The sequence below is a fragment of the Agarivorans sp. DSG3-1 genome, from assembly GCF_046774965.1.
Taxonomy (GTDB): domain Bacteria; phylum Pseudomonadota; class Gammaproteobacteria; order Enterobacterales; family Celerinatantimonadaceae; genus Agarivorans.
Genome location: NZ_CP177241.1, coordinates 3,785,134 through 3,802,564 on the forward strand (window position 1 = coordinate 3,785,134; position 17,431 = coordinate 3,802,564).

13 protein-coding genes and 1 pseudogene are annotated in these 17,431 nt (G+C 43.6%); 9 read left to right on the plus strand and 5 right to left on the minus strand.

Annotation, left to right across the window (positions count from 1 at the left end; genetic code table 11):
- Positions 1–193: 193 nt before the first annotated feature.
- The 4 genes from trxB (at position 194) to infA (ending at position 2,937) form a co-directional block, all read left to right on the plus strand.
- A complete protein-coding gene (trxB, locus tag ACLD71_RS17565; RefSeq protein ID WP_137674745.1) occupies positions 194–1,150 on the plus strand; it encodes a thioredoxin-disulfide reductase in 957 nt (318 codons plus the stop codon).
- Between the two features lie 112 nt (positions 1,151–1,262).
- Complete coding sequence (gene aat / locus ACLD71_RS17570) at positions 1,263–1,952, plus strand: leucyl/phenylalanyl-tRNA--protein transferase (protein WP_411991504.1); 690 nt, start codon at positions 1,263–1,265, stop codon at positions 1,950–1,952.
- Positions 1,952–2,635 (plus strand): arginyltransferase, encoded by a 684-nt coding sequence (locus ACLD71_RS17575; protein WP_411991505.1) that lies wholly within the window; start codon positions 1,952–1,954, stop codon positions 2,633–2,635. Before aat ends, ACLD71_RS17575 begins: the two co-directional genes overlap by 1 nt.
- An 83-nt stretch (positions 2,636–2,718) precedes the next feature.
- A complete protein-coding gene (infA, locus tag ACLD71_RS17580) occupies positions 2,719–2,937 on the plus strand; it encodes a translation initiation factor IF-1 (protein WP_016401030.1) in 219 nt (72 codons plus the stop codon).
- Positions 2,938–3,006: 69 nt separating this feature from the next.
- Here the strand turns inward: infA and clpA are convergent, their stop codons facing one another.
- Positions 3,007–5,259 (minus strand): ATP-dependent Clp protease ATP-binding subunit ClpA, encoded by a 2,253-nt coding sequence (gene clpA, locus ACLD71_RS17585; protein ID WP_137674742.1) that lies wholly within the window; start codon positions 5,257–5,259, stop codon positions 3,007–3,009.
- Between the two features lie 35 nt (positions 5,260–5,294).
- Entirely contained in the window at positions 5,295–5,612 is a 318-nt protein-coding gene (gene clpS, locus ACLD71_RS17590) for an ATP-dependent Clp protease adapter ClpS (RefSeq protein WP_137674741.1), read from the minus strand.
- A 192-nt stretch (positions 5,613–5,804) separates the two neighbouring features.
- On the opposite strand from clpS, the gene cspD reads away from it, so the two are divergent.
- Positions 5,805–6,020, plus strand: a complete 216-nt coding sequence (gene cspD, locus ACLD71_RS17595; RefSeq protein WP_137674740.1) for a cold shock domain-containing protein CspD — start codon at positions 5,805–5,807, stop codon at positions 6,018–6,020.
- A 118-nt stretch (positions 6,021–6,138) separates the two neighbouring features.
- On the opposite strand, the pseudogene ACLD71_RS17600 reads toward cspD, so the two are convergent.
- Together ACLD71_RS17600 and ACLD71_RS17605 are read right to left on the minus strand one after the other, a co-directional pair.
- Positions 6,139–7,371, minus strand: a pseudogene (locus ACLD71_RS17600) (IS3 family transposase).
- A 99-nt stretch (positions 7,372–7,470) separates the two neighbouring features.
- A complete protein-coding gene (locus ACLD71_RS17605) occupies positions 7,471–9,693 on the minus strand; it encodes an NADP-dependent isocitrate dehydrogenase (RefSeq protein WP_411991506.1) in 2,223 nt (740 codons plus the stop codon).
- Between the two features lie 214 nt (positions 9,694–9,907).
- Between ACLD71_RS17605 and ACLD71_RS17610 the strand changes: the two genes are divergently transcribed.
- The 4 genes from ACLD71_RS17610 (at position 9,908) to purB (ending at position 13,738) form a co-directional block, all read left to right on the plus strand.
- Positions 9,908–10,540, plus strand: a complete 633-nt coding sequence (locus tag ACLD71_RS17610) for a pseudouridine synthase (RefSeq protein WP_411991507.1) — start codon at positions 9,908–9,910, stop codon at positions 10,538–10,540.
- A 76-nt stretch (positions 10,541–10,616) separates the two neighbouring features.
- Positions 10,617–11,720, plus strand: coding sequence for a tRNA 2-thiouridine(34) synthase MnmA (mnmA, locus tag ACLD71_RS17615; protein ID WP_137674737.1), 1,104 nt, complete (start codon positions 10,617–10,619; stop codon positions 11,718–11,720).
- A gap of 5 nt (positions 11,721–11,725) precedes the next feature.
- The gene (hflD, locus tag ACLD71_RS17620) at positions 11,726–12,352 is read left to right on the plus strand and encodes a high frequency lysogenization protein HflD (RefSeq protein WP_137674736.1); all 627 of its coding nucleotides are present in this window, start codon (positions 11,726–11,728) and stop codon (positions 12,350–12,352) included.
- A gap of 18 nt (positions 12,353–12,370) precedes the next feature.
- A complete protein-coding gene (purB, locus tag ACLD71_RS17625; protein ID WP_411991508.1) occupies positions 12,371–13,738 on the plus strand; it encodes an adenylosuccinate lyase in 1,368 nt (455 codons plus the stop codon).
- Between the two features lie 142 nt (positions 13,739–13,880).
- On the opposite strand, the gene ACLD71_RS17630 is transcribed toward purB, so the two are convergent.
- Entirely contained in the window at positions 13,881–17,162 is a 3,282-nt protein-coding gene (locus ACLD71_RS17630; protein WP_411991509.1) for an Ig domain-containing protein, read from the minus strand.
- Between the last annotated feature and the right edge of the window lie 269 nt (positions 17,163–17,431).

Below are 17,431 nucleotides of genomic sequence, written 5' to 3' on the forward strand. Positions count from 1 at the left end.
CCGAATTAAAGGCTAGATAAATACGCATATCCATATAAAGTTTTATTATTTGTTGGGATTAACGAAGACGATTATGCTGTATCCAACAAATCAGCTTGCCCGTGCAGACCGCAAGTTTTTCATATTTTGATGCTTGATATTGAGTTTTATACCCTCATATACCAAGCAAGGACTTTAAGGAATTGAAACAATCATGAGCAACGCGAAACATCATAAACTAATCATTCTCGGTTCAGGCCCTGCGGGTTACACTGCAGCGGTTTACGCTGCCCGAGCAAACCTTAGCCCTGTTCTTATCACAGGCATTCAACAAGGTGGCCAGCTAACCACGACCACCGAAGTTGAAAACTGGCCTGGCGATGCCGAGGGATTAACCGGTCCTGCGTTAATGGAACGGATGCAAGCTCATGCTGAAAAATTTGAAACTGAAATTGTGTTTGACCACATCAACGAAGTAGATTTTAAAGAGAAACCATATAAGCTTAAAGGCGACAGCGCTGAATATACCTGCGACGCTCTAATTATCGCTACAGGCGCTTCCGCTAAGTATTTAGGGCTTCCATCAGAAGAAGCATTTAAAGGTAAAGGCGTATCGGCTTGTGCAACCTGTGATGGATTTTTCTACCGCAACCAAAAAGTAGCCGTTGTGGGTGGCGGTAACACTGCTGTTGAAGAAGCCCTATATCTTTCAAATATCGCTTCAGAAGTTCACCTTATTCACCGCCGCGAAGAGTTCCGTAGTGAAAAAATTCTTACTAAACGCTTAATGGACAAGGTGGCAAACGGCAATATTGTTCTTCATTTAAACCAAACATTGGATGAAGTACTGGGTGACGAAATGGGCGTAACTGGTGTTCGCGTGCGAAACGTAAACGACGACACCACTCAAGATATCGACGTTATGGGCGCATTCATTGCCATCGGTCACCAACCTAACACTGGCATTTTTGAAGGCCAATTAGCAATGAAAGATGGTTACTTGACTATACAATCTGGTACCGAGGGCAATGCAACTCAAACCAGTATTCCGGGGATCTATGCCGCTGGTGATGTTGCAGACCACATTTACCGTCAAGCAATTACCTCTGCTGGCGCTGGCTGTATGGCTGCCTTAGATGCTGAGCGTTACTTAGATAGCCTAAACGACTAGAGTTATCATCTGCGTCAATCTAAAGCCGGCCTCAATGCTGGCTTTTTTATTGCCTATTCACTTTGGTTTTGCTGATATACTCAGCCAATAACCATTTTACATCCAAGTTATTTTGCAGCCGGTATATCTAGATCTTAATCGACCCTTTCCTGACCCACACCAAGCACTCAGCGATCCAAACGGGCTACTAGCTATAGGCGCGGACCTGAGCAGTAAACGGCTAATCGATGCATATAACAATGGTATTTTCCCGTGGTTTAGTGATGAACAACCAGTATTATGGTGGAGCCCCGATCCTAGAATTGGGCTAGAATTATCAAGCCATACCATTAGCAAAAGCATGCGTAAATTTATCCGTAAATCTTCCTTAACAGTCACCATCAATCGTGATTTTGAACAGGTTATTCGTCAATGTGCATTGCAGCGAGAAGGTGAGACCTGGATTAACAACGACATGTACCAAGCTTACTTAAAGCTTCATCAACTTGGTCATGCTCAATCAGTTGAAGTATGGCAACAACAGCAATTAGTCGGTGGCCTTTATGGCGTTAATGTAGGCCAGGTGTTTTGTGGTGAGTCGATGTTCCATACCGTAAGCAACGCTTCAAAACTAGCCTTTCACCTTTTCTGCCAGCACTTTGCTGCTCATGGTGGCGTTTATATTGACGGCCAAATAGAAAACCCTCACTTGCTAAGTTTAGGTATGCAAGCTTTAACAAGAGCTGATTTTCTTAATTTATTGGAAGCAACCAAAGACAAACCACTAAACCCAAACTGCTGGCGGCCACAGGAAATACGTTAATGCAATTGCCTATTGGCTTAAGTCAAATAAGCCCCTGCCCTTACCTACCTGAAGAAAAAGAGCAGTTATGTTTTACCCTATGTAATTCTCAACAAAAGACTGACTATTACCCACAGTTATTGGCCTTAGGATTTCGCCGTAGCGGCAATGAGCTATACCGCCCAGCCTGCGAACACTGTCACGCCTGTCAATCCTTACGCGTTGATACTCAAGCATTTAGCGCTAGTCGCTCTCAAAAACGTATTTTGAACAAAAACAAACTAGTGACAATGCAATGGGAGGAAGAACTTAATCAAGTTGATTACCAGCTCTTTGAACGTTACATAGCCGCACGACATCAAGATGGCAGCATGTACCCTGCCAGCGAGGAGTCATTTTTTCAGTTTTTAAGTTGTGAATGGTCAAATACCCAATATCTAAAACTGTTTCTAAATGGCCAACTAATAGCGGTATGTGTAACCGATGTACAAGAAAAAGCCTACAGCGCCGTATATACATTCTTTGAGCCGAACTTAGCACAACAGTCACTGGGTAATTTGGCGGTACTAATGCAAATATCAGCCGCTCAACAAAACAATAAGTCATGGTTGTACTTGGGTTATCAAGTCGATAACTGCAAAAAAATGAACTACAAACGGAACTATTTGCCACATCAACGATTTATTAATGGGAAATGGCAATAGATTTGGAGGATAAACTTTACACAAGGCGGTAAATCTGGCATTCTCCCTGCGTTTTTATAAGTGCGTGTCAAACAGAGGACTCAATGGCGAAAGAAGACAATATTGAAATGCAAGGCACAGTGTTAGACACCTTGCCTAACACAATGTTCCGTGTAGAACTAGAAAACGGACATGTTGTTACAGCCCACATTTCTGGCAAAATGCGTAAGAACTACATCCGCATTTTAACCGGGGATAAAGTTACGGTTCAACTAACACCGTACGACTTGTCAAAAGGGCGCATTGTTTTCCGCGCGCGCTAATCCGCATATTGTTGTGAGCAACAATTAAAAAAGCCAGCTTATCGCTGGCTTTTTGCATATTGGCTTGATTTATACTTCAGCCACTTCATCTTCATATTGAAAATCAAGCTTGCCATCTTTCAAACCAATATCAACATGGCCACCTTGATTTAAACGTCCAAACAAGATTTCGTTAGCGAGTGGTTTGCGTAGTTGTTCGCGAATAACCCTAGACATTGGCCTTGCGCCCATAGAGCGATCATAGCCTTGTTCAGATAACCACAAACGTGCTTCTGTATTCACTTCCATTGATACGCCATTAGCATCAAGCTGTGCTTGCAGCTCTACAATGAACTTATCCACCACTTGCTCGATGATGTCTTCACCTAAGTGATTAAACCAAATAATGTTATCTAAGCGGTTTCTAAACTCTGGAGCAAAAATACGGTTAATTTCTGCCATCGCATCAAAACTCATATCCTGCTCTTTAAAGCCAATCGCTGAACGTTGAGTTTCTTTAACACCAGCGTTGCTGGTCATAACCAAAATAACGTTGCGGAAGTCTGCATGACGCCCGTTGTTATCGGTGAGTGTACCGTGATCCATGACTTGCAATAACAGGTTGAATACGTCTTCGTGTGCTTTCTCAATCTCATCGAGCAATACCACACAATGAGGATGTTTGAGTACTGCATCCGTTAACAAACCACCTTGGTCGAAACCAACATAGCCAGGAGGCGCTCCAATCAAGCGAGAAACAGCATGACGTTCCATATACTCGGACATGTCAAAACGAATAAGCTCTACACCCATAGCTTTGGCTAACTGTTGAGTAACCTCAGTTTTACCGACACCAGTTGGCCCCGCAAACAAGAACGAACCCACCGGTTTTTGTTCTGCACCTAATCCAGAGCGGTTTAAGCGAATCGCATCCACTAATACATCAATGGCTGGATCTTGCCCAAACACCACCATTTTAAGGGTATCGTTTAAGCCGCGTAAGGTTTCCCGATCAGAAGACGATACTTTGGCTTCAGGAATACGCGCAATTTTTGCAACAATCGCTTCAATATCACCGGCACCAATGGTTTTTTTACGGCGACTTACCGGCAGCATTCGCATGCTAGCACCCGCTTCATCGATGACATCAATGGCTTTATCAGGTAAATGACGCTCATTAATATACTTGGCTGCTAATTCTGCAGCGCTGCGCATTGCTTGCTTGGTATAACGCACGTCGTGGTGAGCTTCATAGCGACTCTTCAAACCCATCAGGATCTTAGTGGTATCCTCAACTGTTGGTTCCACCACATCAATTTTTTGGAAACGACGAGCTAACGCTCGATCTTTCTCAAAAATCTGATTGTATTCTTGGTAAGTTGTTGAGCCAACACAACGCAGTAAGCCATTGCTTAGTAGAGGTTTAATCAAGTTAGCGGCGTCAAGTTGGCCGCCTGAAGCTGCTCCTGCGCCAATAATAGTGTGAATTTCGTCGATAAACAAAATGGCGTTTTCAGCATTTTCTAGCTGTTTTAACAACGACTTAAAACGCTTCTCAAAATCACCGCGATACTTAGTACCAGCAAGCAAAGAGCCAATGTCTAAAGAATAAATAGTAGCGTCTTTAATGACATCAGGGACGTCTTCGTGAACAATTCTGTAAGCAAGTCCTTCAGCAATCGCGGTTTTACCTACCCCTGCTTCACCCACTAACAACGGATTGTTTTTACGACGACGACATAATACTTGAATAGTACGCGACAGTTCTTTGTCACGACCAATAAGAGGATCGATTTTACCTTTCAACACTAAATGATTTAGGTTGCTAGCAAAACTCTCTAGTTGTTTAGTTTCTTCAGATTGCGCTTCAGTATCCGCTGCAGGGCCTTGTTCAGCACTTGGCTCATCATCTTTACGAATACCATGCGATATAAAGTTAACCACGTCTAAGCGGCTAATATCCGCTTTTTTAAGGAAGTAAACCGCTTGGCTCTCTTGCTCACTAAAGATAGCGACTAATACGTTAGCCCCGCTAACTTCACTGTTGCCTGATGATTGAACATGAAACACTGCACGTTGCAGCACACGTTGAAAACCTAGAGTAGGCTGAGTCTCGCGCTCGCCATCGTCCTCTGGAATGATTGGGGTGGTTTGTTCAATGAAACTACTTAACTCTTGGTTAAGTTGATTGAGATTAGCCCCACACGCGACTAGGGCTTCTTTTGCGGCAGAATTTTCTAGTAAACCCAACAACAGGTGTTCTACCGTCATGAATTCGTGTTGCTGTTGTCTCGCTTCTTTAAACGCTTGGTTTAAAGTTTGTTCCAACTCTTTATTTAGCATGCATAGGCCCCCTAAAGACAATCAATACTACGTAGCTATGCTTTCTCCATGGTGCACATCAAGGGATGGTCATTTTGTTTAGCATAACTATTTACTTGTGCAGCTTTTGTTTCAGCTACTTCGGCCGTGAAAACCCCACAAACTCCTTTACCTTTATAATGAATGGTTAACATTATTTGTGTTGCTTTATCTAAATCCATATTAAAAAACAACTGCAACACTTCGATAACAAACTCCATAGGAGTATAGTCATCATTATTTAATACCACCTTATACATTGGTGGCGGTGCCGTCTCGCTTTTGGCCTCTTTGGTGAATTCTTCAACATCTAGCCAGTCAGATAATTTGCTCATAAAAACTATAGTAGTAAAAACGCGTTTCTGTATTCAACATAACCGCTTTGAGTTAACAAGGCTAGTAGAAAAATGCCTTGAAAACTTGACTGTAGTAAATATTTTACTAAATTGTTAAACAGCTGACTTAAAGTTGCGTCAAAAATGACCAACAAGTTGGTTTGGTAGATAAATTTAATAGGGAAATGTCGTATGCCAAACGGTACAGTTAAATGGTTTAACAACGCAAAAGGATTTGGTTTTATTTGCCCGGATACAGGCGGAGAAGATATCTTCGCTCACTATTCGACAATTCAAATGGAAGGGTATCGTACTCTTAAAGCTGGTCAGCCAGTTCAATTTGAAACTCAGCAAGGGCCGAAAGGTAGTCATGCTGTAAGCATTGTCTTTGACGATAGTCAGCAATGACCTTTTAATAGCAATACTCTGCTAGGCCAAATGCCAGTCTTAATGACTGGCATTTTATTTTCGAACTCCCCCACTCTCATTTATCAACATGACCCGTCCTAAAATAGGTTGACGATTTTTAGGCCAGCTCCAGTAGCTGGCCTTTTCTATTATGCACCTGATTGGGCGTTTCCATATTTAAACTCAGGTGCGGTCTCATCGTGTTGTATATCGCTATCGATTCTTTTACCAGTCTCTTTAGTTCTTTCAGTGTCTTACATCGGTACAGTAAAAACTCTTGCTTCAGTATACCGTTTATCCTTTCCGCCAATGCGTTTTGGTAGCAATCATAGCCGTCTGTCATCGATGGTCGAATTTGGTTTATCAATAAATAGTTCATCTTGATAAACAGCCGAACAGTATTGTGAGCCTCGGTCTGAGTGGTGTACCGCGTTAGCGATATAGCGCTTATCTTTAACCGCCATCTTTAGCGCTTTCACTACGCTGTCAGCTTTCATGTCCTTACTCACGTGATGACCGACTATTTTACGAGAACCCGCATCGGTGACCAGCGACAGATAATGCACACCTTGGTCTGATTCAAGGTAGGTAATATCACTAACTAGCACATGCTCTGCATCATGCAGTCCTTCCTCTTTCAGCAGATTCGGATGTTTCTTCATCCAGTGCTTACTGAACGTCGTTTTGGTGACGCTTCTTTTGGGTTTAACCAGCAAGCCCTCTCGTCTCAAATAAGCAAAGAACTCATCTCGGCCAAGTTTAATGTTGTGCTCAAGCAGTGTCGGTTTTAACAACGCGTAGAGCTTGCGCCCACCCAATCGCGGCATATATTTACGCCAGTACGCTACCCAGTCTTTGATGACCGATAACGTCGCTCTACGGTTTTCCATTCGGGCGACCGCCTGATAAATAGATTGCCGTGAAATACCTGCCGCGCGACAGGCAGCAGCGAGGTTTATTTCGCTGTCGGTTTTCGCTTGCCAGACGTACCGGATAAGTACTTTTTTCTGAGGCCCGCTCCGTATTCATTGTCCATGATATCGACCATACCATTGAGGATTTGGTTACGGAGCTTCTCTTCGGCTAACTCACGCTCAAGGCGCTTAATGGTTTCTGCTGGCGTTTCTTTTGAATTAGGCATAAGGGGATGCTGAAAAGGTTTTGACCAATCAAGCCTACCATGTTTTCTGAGCCAAACCAGTACGGTTGAACGCCCCTGAATGCCAAATCGGGCTTGTGCTTGTTTGTACGCCATTTCGCCTTTTTCGATGCGCGCTACGACACCTAATTTAAAGGCCAAGGTGTAATCGCGTTGTGTGCGCTTACGGCTAGAGTTAATGGGTCTTGTCATAAAGAAGTCCTCTTTATGACAACCTATTTCCGGACGGGACAACAGATACAAAAAAGCCGATAACAATGCACCGGCTTATTGAAATGGCTTAGCTCGAAATCAACGCAAGCTATCAACTATTTCGTTAAAGATAGCACTTGGGCGCATTGCTGCAGACGCCTTAGCGGCATTAGGCTGGAAATAGCCGCTTAAGTCTACACTTGGGCCTTGAGCCGCATTTAACTGTTCTACGATCGCGCTCTCTTGCGCAACTAGCTTATCAGCAATGGCTGCAAACGCTTGCTTAAGCTCTTTATCACCTTCTTGCTCGGCTAGGCACTGAGCCCAGTACATACACAAGTAGAAGTGACTTCCACGGTTATCAAGCTCTTTAACTTTGCGTGAAGGCGACTTGTTTTGGTCCAAGAAAATGCCCGTTGCTTTATCTAAGGTCGCAGCTAGAACCGCAGCTTTAGCATTATTGGTAACTTGTCCTAAATGCTCCAAAGAAGCAGATAGAGCTAGAAACTCACCTAAAGAATCCCAACGTAAGTGGTTCTCTTTCTCGAATTGCTGAACGTGTTTCGGTGCTGAACCGCCAGCACCCGTTTCAAACAACCCACCACCATTCATTAGCGGAACAATCGACAACATTTTAGCTGATGTACCCAGTTCCAATATTGGGAACAGATCCGTCAGGTAATCACGCAATACGTTACCCGTTACTGAAATAGTATCTAGGCCCTGTTTAACGCGCTCTAGCGAGAACTGAGTTGCATCATTAGGTGCTAAGATCTTAATCTCTAAACCACTAGTATCGTGATCACCTAAGTAGCTCTCTACTTTAGTAATCAACTGAGCGTCATGGGCACGGTTTGCATCTAACCAAAATACTGCTGGAGTATTGCTTAGGCGCGCACGGTTAACGGCGAGTTTTACCCAGTCGCGAATAGGCGCGTCTTTAACCTGACACATACGGAAAATGTCGCCTTGATTAACTGATTGGCTAAGTACTACTTGGCCATTTGCATCAATTACTTCAACTGTACCCGCCGCAGGAACAGCAAAGGTTTTGTCATGCGAACCGTATTCTTCAGCTTTTTGCGCCATTAAGCCAACGTTAGCTACCGAGCCCATTGTCGTTGGGTTAAATGCGCCATTATCTTTACAGAAATCAATAGTTTGCTGATAAATACCGGCATAGCTACGATCTGGAATAACCGCTTTAGTATCTTGTTGCTTACCGTCACTATTCCACATTTGACCAGAAGCACGGATCATTGCAGGCATTGAAGCATCAATAATCACGTCACTTGGTACGTGTAAGTTGGTAATGCCTTTATCCGAATCCACCATCGCTAACGCAGGACGCACAGCGTAAACAGCTTCAATAGCGGCTTTTATTTCTTCTTGCTTTGCACTGTCTAAGCTTTGAATTTTAGCGTATACATCGCCTAAACCATTACGTACGTCTACACCTAGCTCGTCAAATAACTCACCGTATTTAGCAAATACATCTTTGAAGAATACTTTAACTACATGGCCGAAAATGATTGGGTCAGACACCTTCATCATGGTCGCTTTCATATGAAGTGAAAACAAAATACCTTTTGCTTTAGCGTCTTCTATCTCTGCTTCAATAAAGGCTGATAACTGGGCCACATTCAGTGCCGCAGCATCAATAACTTCACCGGCTAATACAGGGAAAGCCTCTTTTAGCGTAATAGTTTCACCTGCATCAGTTTTTAATTGAATCGCTACAGTGCCAGCCTGTTGAATAGTTGCCGATACTTCACTACCGTAAAAATCGCCCTGCTCCATACTGGCTACATGGCTTAAAGAATCTTTAACCCAAGCTCCCATAGAATGAGGGTTGTTGCGAGCATATTGTTTAACAGAACCAGGCGCGCGGCGGTCTGAGTTACCTTCTCGTAGTACCGGGTTTACGGCACTGCCTTTAATTTTGTCGTATTTAGCTTTAGCACCACGCTCTTGGTCGTTGCTTGGCTCTTCAGGGTACTCTGGCAAGGCATAACCTTGTGCTTGAAGCTCTTTAATTGCCGCTTTTAACTGCGGAACAGAAGCACTAATGTTAGGTAACTTGATGATGTTAGCTTCAGGCTTCTTCGCCAATTCACCTAACTCTGCTAATGCGTCTGAGATTTGTTGTTGCTCAGTTAAGAATTCTGGAAAGCTAGAAATAATGCGACCCGCTAAAGAGATATCGCGGGTTTCTACGTGTACACCAGCAGCGCCGGTAAACGCTTGTACAATAGGTAGCAATGAATATGTGGCTAAGGCTGGCGCTTCGTCCGTTAAGGTATAAATAATCTTTGACGTCATGTCGGTCCCTAAAGTTGTGGTTGCTCTCGCTACGGCTGCCATTTTTTGAATAATGATCGAGTCCGCGAGGTGGTCAATTTTACGTATAAAAGCAAATAAGCTGCTGTTATTAGCAACTGACCGTCCAATAATTCGGCCAAAATAATAAACCATTTACAAACGCATTAACATTGTTTTACTAGTGGTACATACATTAGCTGTTACAATCGGCGCTATGAATAAGTTTGCAAAAGCGCCAAAGCCGCGCCGTTTTAAACGAAAGGCTGAAGTTAAACCCATTAAACCGCTCAACGGCCCACGCCGTTTAGTTTTATTTAACAAACCTTTTGACGTACTCAGCCAGTTTACCGATGGCCAGGGCCGAGCCACCTTAAAAGACTTTATTGATATTCCAGAAGTGTATGCCGCTGGCCGCTTAGATAGAGACAGCGAAGGGTTACTACTGTTAACAAACGACGGAAAGCTGCAACATCAATTAGCGAACCCTAAAGCCAAAACCAGCAAAACCTATTGGGTACAAGTAGAAGGTGCGCCAACAGAGCAAGATTTAGCGCCGCTACGTAGCGGTGTAACGCTCAAAGACGGCCCTTGTTTACCCGCCAAAGTAAAAATTATAACCGAGCCAAACCTTTGGCCACGCAATCCGCCCGTTAGAGAGCGTAAATCTATCCCTACTACCTGGCTCAGCATTAGTATTAAAGAAGGTAGAAATAGGCAAGTAAGGCGCATGACAGCAGCGATTGGTTTCCCTACTCTACGCTTGGTACGTTATCAAATTGGTAGCTATACCTTAGATGGCATCAACAACGGTCAGTACCAACAATTAACTGGTGATCAGACAGCATAGTTTGGCTATGTGAAATGCTGTTTTCATCACAGATTTTCTGGTAGAATTCGCCCCAAATTTTTTCCAACTAGTTAGCATGAACTCAAACAACACTAAAAAAGTGATTGTCGGTATGTCCGGCGGCGTTGATTCCTCAGTTTCAGCCTACTTGCTTATTCAGCAAGGCTATCAGGTTGAAGGTCTTTTTATGAAGAACTGGGAAGAAGACGATAACAGCGAATACTGTGCAGCGGCTGAAGATTTAGCCGATGCCCAAGCTGTGTGTGACAAATTAGGTATTAAACTTCATACCATAAACTTCTCAGCGGAATACTGGGATAACGTATTTGAACACTTCTTAGAAGAGTACAAAGCGGGTCGCACGCCAAATCCAGACATTATGTGTAACAAGGAAATTAAGTTTAAGGCATTCTTGGAATTTGCCGCAGAAGAATTGTCTGCCGATTACATCGCAACCGGTCACTACGTACAACGTCGCTTTAAAGACGGTCATTGGCAAATGTTACGAGGCTTAGACAGCAACAAAGACCAAAGCTACTTTTTGTATACTCTAGAAGAGAAGCACGTGGCACAAACGTTGTTCCCTGTTGGTGAAATCGAAAAACCAGAGGTTCGCCGAATCGCCGAAGAACAAGGTTTGATCACCGCCAATAAAAAAGATTCCACCGGAATATGCTTTATTGGTGAGCGTAAGTTTACTGACTTTTTGGCTCAGTACTTACCCGCTCAACCAGGTGATATAGAAACGTGCGAAGGCAAAGTAATTGGTACTCACCAAGGTTTGATGTACCACACCCTAGGCCAACGTAAAGGTTTGGGTATTGGCGGCACCAAAGACGGTGACGAAACGCCATGGTACACAGTAGATAAAGACATTGAGCGTAATGTGCTTATTGTTGGCCAAGGTCATGACCACCCTCGCCTTAAATCACAAGCTTTAATCGCCGCGCAACTGCATTGGGTTGACCGCAAAGTGATTAAGCAGGAGTTGCGTTGCAGCGTTAAGATCCGTTACCGCCAGCAAGACGTAGCCTGCACCATTATCCCGCAAGGTGATGATGAAATTAAAGTCGTTTTCGATGAGCCTCAAATTGCCGTTACACCAGGTCAATCTGCGGTATTTTACTTAGACGAAGTATGTTTAGGTGGCGGTATCATTGAACAGAAAATTGGCCTATAGCGCTTATGAGTAATCCTCTATCTGATCGTGTTATTGCCTTTGCAGGCATTTGCCAAGCGGCCAAGCTGGTACAAGACGTTGCTCGCACCAGTAACTGTGAAGAAGCCGGTTTAAGTACCTGCCTCAACAGTATTTTGGTGACCAACCCTGATCAAACGGTTGAAGTGTTTGGTTCACTGGAAGAGCTAAAACTAGGTTTAGGCGTAATGAACGCTCAGCTTAGTAGCCAACAAGAAAAGCGCAACGCCGAAATCACTCGTTACTTGGTTAGCCTATTAGCGTTAGAACGGCGTTTAAACAAACGCCCTGATCTTATGAATATGATGGGCGAGCGGATTACCCAACTCGATCGCCAGTTACAGCATTTTAACCTACTCGACCAACAAGTATTAGGCGGCATCGCTGATATCTATAGCGACATTATTAGCCCGCTAGGGCCACGCATTCAAGTTGCAGGTAACGTGAGTTACTTACAACAACCGGTGGTTCAACACAAAGTGCGTGCATTACTCTTAGCCGGTATTCGTGCTTGTGTACTATGGCGCCAATTAGGTGGACAACGCCGCCAACTACTGTTTTCAAGAAAGAATTATTTACAGCAAACATCAACACTTTTACACACCATTGATTAGTTAATTTAGGAGAACACCATGGAACTGTCGGCCTTGACAGCCATTTCCCCGATAGACGGACGCTACGGGGATAAAACTTCTGAACTGCGCAGTATTTTTAGCGAATTTGGCTTAATAAAATACCGCGTAAGGGTAGAAATTCGTTGGTTACAAAAACTTGCCCAGCAAAACAACATTGCAGAAGTGCCTGCCTTTTCTCCTGAAGCCATTGCTTTTTTAGATAGCATTAACGATAACTTTAGCGAATCCGATGCTGCTCGCGTTAAAGAAATTGAACGTACTACCAACCACGATGTAAAAGCGGTTGAGTACTTTCTTAAAGAAAAAGTAGCAGGCAACGCCGAGCTTAACGCCGTATCTGAGTTCATTCACTTTGCCTGTACTTCTGAAGACATTAACAACTTGTCTCACGCCTTAATGCTAAGCGAAGCACGTAGCGAAGTATTAGTGCCTTACCTGCAACAGCTAATTGATGCGATTACCAGTCTTGCTAAAGAACTGCGTGAAACACCGTTACTGTCTCGTACTCACGGGCAGCCGGCTTCACCAAGTACTATGGGCAAAGAGATGGCTAACGTAGTAGCACGTTTACGTCGCCAGCTTAAACAAATCGAAGCAGTGGAAGTTTTAGGTAAAATTAACGGCGCAGTAGGTAACTACAACGCTCATAAATCGGCTTACCCAGAGGTAGACTGGCACCAGTTTTCTGAAGAGTTCGTTACCAGTTTAGGTGTTCAGTGGAACCCTTACACTACGCAAATCGAACCGCACGATTACATTGCCGAGTTGTACGATGCCATTGCCCGTTTTAACACTATTTTGTTAGATTTTGACCGCGATGTTTGGGGCTATATCTGCCTTGGTCACTTCAAGCAAAAAACCATTGCTGGTGAAATTGGTTCTTCAACCATGCCACACAAAGTTAACCCAATCGACTTTGAAAACTCAGAAGGTAACCTAGGTATCGCTAACGCCTTGTTTGGCCACCTAGCGGCTAAACTACCGGTTTCTCGCTGGCAGCGCGACCTTACCGATTCTACGGTATTACGTAACCTTGGTGTGGCAATGGGTTACTCGCTAATTGCTTATCAAGCTACGCTTAAAGGCGTAAGCAAGTTGCAAGTAAACGAAGAAAACTTATTGAAAGATCTTGATGGCAACTGGGAAGTATTGGCCGAGCCAGTACAAACCGTTATGCGCCGTTACGGTATTGAAAAGCCATACGAGAAACTGAAAGAGTTAACTCGCGGTAAGCGAGTGGACGCAGAAGCAATGCGCAACTTTATCGACGGTTTAGATATGCCAGAATCGGCGAAAGATGAGCTGAAGAAAATGACCCCTGCCAACTACATTGGCGATGCGGTTAAGTTAGTTGACCAGCTTTAAACGCTAGGCTCACTATCAAAAGCCAGTAGCAACGCTACTGGCTTTTTTGTATCTAAAGGCTTTTAAAACACCAAAAAGAAAAATCCCCGCCATAGAGGCAGGGATTGGTGTAAAAGTATCTATACTAGAAAAACACTAACAATTAATTTGCAGAATTAGTCTCTACCCATTGCATATTGTATTTAACCGCTTCCATAAACTGACTTTGGTCGTCTTTTACCTTACCAATGAAGCTATAAGTATCTCCATCATTCAGAGCTCGACTAAAATCAAAGTCATATGCCGCTGATTGCACGCCATTTTCAACTAAATCGAAGCATTCAGTACTGGTAACGCTAAAGCCATCCGGGCCGTTTAAGGTAATAGCACTGTAAAATTCTCTTATCGTAGAGCAGCTAATACTTTCACCATTCGCAGGATCAAAGTAAAGATCCGCATCGTACAACGCTCCTAGGTCACTAGTGTCTTTTTTCATCGATAGTGACACCGTACCTAGCTGATACTGTAATGCTTCACTTTTAGGCAAGTAAAAATCGAATGCACGTTTGAACCAAGCATCACTTGATTTACTTTGTAAGCGTTTTTCAGCTTCTTGCAAATCACTATAATAGGCATAACGTTCGCCTCCGAACGCTTCAACCATAAACGCGCCCTCTGATAGATCATCAGCAAGGGCTTGAATAAATAGCTCGGTGTACTCAAATTGCGTTGCACTTATTGTATCGTCAACATCAGCCGTAATACGGATAGACAGTTTATTGTTTACAATTTTGTACTCGCCCACTTCAACGTCTGCTTGTGTATCACAAGAGGTTAAGTTTTCTGGACTACGACGATTCATAAACATCTTACCGTCTTCAAACAACGCTGTATCACACCAAATACGGGTGAAGTTGCTGGTAGAATCATCACCATCGTCACTACCATATTCGGTGTAGTACCAATTCATACCAATCAACGCTTCGACATTGTGTTCGGGGTTTTGTGAAGGGTCCCATTGTTGAATGGTACTTTCGATAAGCGTCAAGTTTTCTGACTCCAGCAAAGTGAAAAGCGATTCCCCCTCAGCTTGGTCATAAATGATACTTAACGCCTGCTCACCCTCGCCAAATGTACGCATGTAAACCCAAGTGAAATCACCTTCATCTGAGCTACTTAGGTTTAATCGTTGTATGTCATTTTCGGCAGTAACAGTCCAATCACCACTAAACCCTTGTTCGCCCCAATTATGATCGGGCCACGTTGCTTCGAAGCTACCCGCTTTAAGCGCCGAGTTTACATAAATATTTTGGCTAGTTTGCTTGTAAACAACTTGCTGCAAAAATACATCAGTCCCATCGGGGTGATCTTCAATTGCTTGATATAAAGTATTGTTAGCGACAGGCACTGCTGCAGTGTGAGTAAACGGTGTATCATTACTGTCAAGCCAGAATAACTCATTATCCATAGCAAACATGATCTGGTAATGGTTGTCTTTGGCATATTCAAAGGTGGCGACTAAAGAGAAGTCAGCATCTCCTTCGTCATCTCCAGCCATGCTTAAACTACCATCTTGATTCAAGGTAACCGGGTCACAACGCCACTCTTCTTCAGCGGGTGGATTTGCTTCTACGTCAACTAAATCGGCGGCATCTTTAATGTCATGCTCATGAGGGTTCCAACAAAATTGTTTTTCACCGTCAACGATACGCAGCGAAACCCAACCAAATTCAATCCCATCATTATCCATGCCTACTTCGCCCATGCGCCACGCGCCGGCCTTAGCAAAGTGCTCTTCTTTAAATCGGTACTTTACCGGAACCACTGGTTCAACGGGATCTACCGGTAGATCTGCTGCGGCAACCACTAAAGCAAAATTACTATCTACTGTTGGGTTTTCACTGTCAGTCGCAGATACCGTTAAACGGCCTGTTTGCTGCTTAGTTGGAGTGCCAACTAGTAGTAAGTTATCTGCTTCCAAGCTTGCACTTAAGCCAAGCACGTCGGTGCTTACCGTTAACGAGAAATCTTCATTATCGGTAAACAGGTCACTCAGCGAAATAACAGAGTCAACCGATGTAGCTACTTTAAGCTCTAATGCATTTAGCTGCTCTTGTACTAGGGCTTGAGCAGTTTTGTTGACTTCAGGGGCGTGGTTAAACGCTTTTGCTACAGCAATAGCAAAGTGAGCTCTTACTTCAGCATTAATTGAATCACTGGCGCCAATAGACAACACAAAGTCACCGCGTGTGGTCGGTGTACCACCCAATAGTAACTGCTCTTGTTCAACCCTTAGTGTTAATCCCGGTACATTAGAATCAGCAGAAATAATCAGCGCATCATCATCTTCAAATAATTGCGTTAGATCGATTGTTTCGTTTACTTGCTCATTAGCTCTAAGCTCAAGTTTGAGTAACTGCTCTTGAATTTGTTGTTGCGTGGCAGTATTAACTATTGGTGCTTGGTTAGGCGAACTAACATTTAACTCAAGGACCAAGGGGTATGAGCGTGTTTTTTGATCGCTAGCATAGACATATAAAGTAAACTGCCCTGCGACTTGAGGCGTGCCGCTAATAATGCCTGAGTCAGAATCGATACTTAAACCACTATCAAAGGCATCCATAGAATAGCTAAGTACATCTGCTTCGTTAGCATCGTTGAAATAAAGGCTTACGTCTTGATCAACGCTTTCACCTAGCTCAATGCTAACCGGAGCGGGTAACTGCTCCAGATCTACATATGGGCGGTAATTTGTTTCTACTTTCTCGTAGCCATTTGTTGGGTCAACCACTACAACCGGAGAGTAGTGCTCTAAATCTTTCGCTGGGTCAGCAATAATTTCTGATGTCTCTTTTGACACATCTTCAATTACTTTTAGCTGCTCAGACGGATCTAAAACATCATCATTATCAACTAAAGTTTCACCTACAATATTAACCGCTTCAGCTTTTTCGTCCCCACTTTCAGCCGCTTCAATGTAGTCTCCAAAAATGTCTTGTTCGGTATACACCACGTCAGAGTCTTCGCTATTGAACGAATCGACCACAGCGGCTTCAGCTTGCTCTTGGCTTAAGCTGTCGTCTGCTATCATTTGCTCAACCACTAGGTTAGTCATTGGACTAACTACTGCAGAACCCGCTGGAGCCGCTAATTCAAACTCATCTACCACTACCCCTCGGTTGGAATCAACGGTTACACCAGCAATCGCTTTTATACAAATGGTTTTGTCTGCATGCTCTACCGATAATGACAGTTCTCCCTTGTCATCTGTTGCGCCCACTCTTAACTCACAACTTTCTCCAGCGTACACATCTGCATTGGCTAAATAGCCATCAATAGCGGTCACGGTGAACAGCGAAGGACTGCTCGGTGAATCATTTGAATCACTGCCACAACCAGACAACGCTAAGGCCACTGCAGCCGTTAGCAAACTAACTTTCTTCATTAATACAACCTTGTTATAGGATCAGATTACCTCAAGTTCTCTAACTCGAGGGTTTACGGGTCTATACAAGCCAAAAACGCCACTAAGCCATACTCTACCGGCAGGCTTAATCTCAAATTTGAACTTTGGATAATCGAGTGATTAACAATGACTAACAAATAACCTGGCGGTTAAACATTGTTCAGAAGTTGTCGTTAAAACGAGCGTTAAGTCATTAAAAAATCTGGCTAATTCTACTTATTTGCCCTAAGACAAGTTAACGCTAAATA

Bases quoted from the DNA above. Each gene is read 5' to 3' on its own strand.
- ACLD71_RS17610 (WP_411991507.1), top strand. From the start codon at position 9,908: ATGAATAAGTTTGCAAAAGCGCCAAAGCCGCGCCGTTTTAAACGAAAG.
- cspD (WP_137674740.1), top strand. From the start codon at position 5,805: ATGCCAAACGGTACAGTTAAATGGTTTAACAACGCAAAAGGATTTGGT.
- trxB (WP_137674745.1), top strand. From the start codon at position 194: ATGAGCAACGCGAAACATCATAAACTAATCATTCTCGGTTCAGGCCCT.
- clpS (WP_137674741.1), bottom strand. From the start codon at position 5,612: ATGAGCAAATTATCTGACTGGCTAGATGTTGAAGAATTCACCAAAGAG.
- purB (WP_411991508.1), top strand. From the start codon at position 12,371: ATGGAACTGTCGGCCTTGACAGCCATTTCCCCGATAGACGGACGCTAC.
- ACLD71_RS17605 (WP_411991506.1), bottom strand. From the start codon at position 9,693: ATGACGTCAAAGATTATTTATACCTTAACGGACGAAGCGCCAGCCTTA.
- ACLD71_RS17575 (WP_411991505.1), top strand. From the start codon at position 1,952: ATGCAATTGCCTATTGGCTTAAGTCAAATAAGCCCCTGCCCTTACCTA.
- infA (WP_016401030.1), top strand. From the start codon at position 2,719: ATGGCGAAAGAAGACAATATTGAAATGCAAGGCACAGTGTTAGACACC.
- ACLD71_RS17630 (WP_411991509.1), bottom strand. From the start codon at position 17,162: ATGAAGAAAGTTAGTTTGCTAACGGCTGCAGTGGCCTTAGCGTTGTCT.
- clpA (WP_137674742.1), bottom strand. From the start codon at position 5,259: ATGCTAAATAAAGAGTTGGAACAAACTTTAAACCAAGCGTTTAAAGAA.
- hflD (WP_137674736.1), top strand. From the start codon at position 11,726: ATGAGTAATCCTCTATCTGATCGTGTTATTGCCTTTGCAGGCATTTGC.
- mnmA (WP_137674737.1), top strand. From the start codon at position 10,617: ATGAACTCAAACAACACTAAAAAAGTGATTGTCGGTATGTCCGGCGGC.